Raw genomic sequence first — 1,081 nt, 5'->3', positions numbered from 1 at the left:
TTGTGTAACGGAAACAATTACAGTAACCGTTCAAGTAGATACAGATGGAGATGGTACACCAGATGTAACAGATCCAGATGATGATAATGATGGCATTTCAGATGTTACAGAAGGTACAGGTGACAGTGATGGAGATGGTATACCAGACTCTTTAGATGAAGATTCAGATAATGATGGTATTCCAGATGCTATAGAAGGATCAGGAGATAGTGATGGAGATGGTACACCAGATTATTTAGATGATGACTCGGATGGAGATGGTATTCCAGATGTTACAGAAGGATCGGGAGATAGTGACGGTGATGGTACAGCAGATTATTTAGATGATGACTCGGATGGAGATGGTATTCCAGATGTTACGGAAGGATCGGGAGATAGTGACGGTGATGGTACGGCAGATTATTTAGATGATGACTCGGATGGAGATGGTATTCCAGATGTTACTGAGGGATCAGGAGATAGCGATGGAGACGGTACAGCAGATTATTTAGATGATGATTCAGATGGAGATGGTATCCCAGATGTTACAGAAGGCTCAGGAGACACAGATGGAGACGGTACGGCAGATTATTTAGATGATGATTCAGATGGAGATGGTGTTCCAGACACAACGGAAGGAGACACTGATACAGATGGAGATGGTATTCCAGACTATCAAGATACTGACGATGATGGAGATGGAGTTTCAACGCAAGATGAGGATATCAATAAAAATGGAGATCCTACAGACGATGATACAGATGGTGATGGTATACCTAATTATTTAGATACAGATGATGATGGAGATACTATATTAACAATCGATGAATTTATGAATGATTGTGATAATGATGGTATTCCAGATCATATAGATGTAACAAGTTGTGAATTAATTCCAGAAGGATTCTCACCAAACGGAGATGGAGTTAACGACACTTTTGTAGTTCCTTTCTTAGCAAACTATAGAAACTTCTCAATGGAAGTGTATAATAGATATGGTAGAAAAGTTTATAAGTATAACAATAATGGTAGTACGAATCCACAATGGTGGAATGGTTATGCAAATGTTAGTTTAACATTCTTTAATGACGAACCAGTTCCA

At 39.0% G+C, this 1,081-nt stretch carries 1 protein-coding gene; it reads left to right on the top strand.

Annotated elements, in window-relative coordinates:
• Nucleotides 1–1,081, top strand: a 1,081-nt coding sequence (locus ACKTTC_RS13140) for a T9SS type B sorting domain-containing protein (protein WP_408040294.1), incomplete at both ends; no start/stop codon positions are given.

The sequence above is a fragment of the Tenacibaculum amylolyticum genome (assembly GCF_964511145.1).
GTDB lineage: Bacteria > Bacteroidota > Bacteroidia > Flavobacteriales > Flavobacteriaceae > Polaribacter > Polaribacter amylolyticum.
The sequence above is the reverse complement of the archived record's forward strand: the minus strand, read 5'-3'. Positions and strand labels throughout refer to the sequence as shown.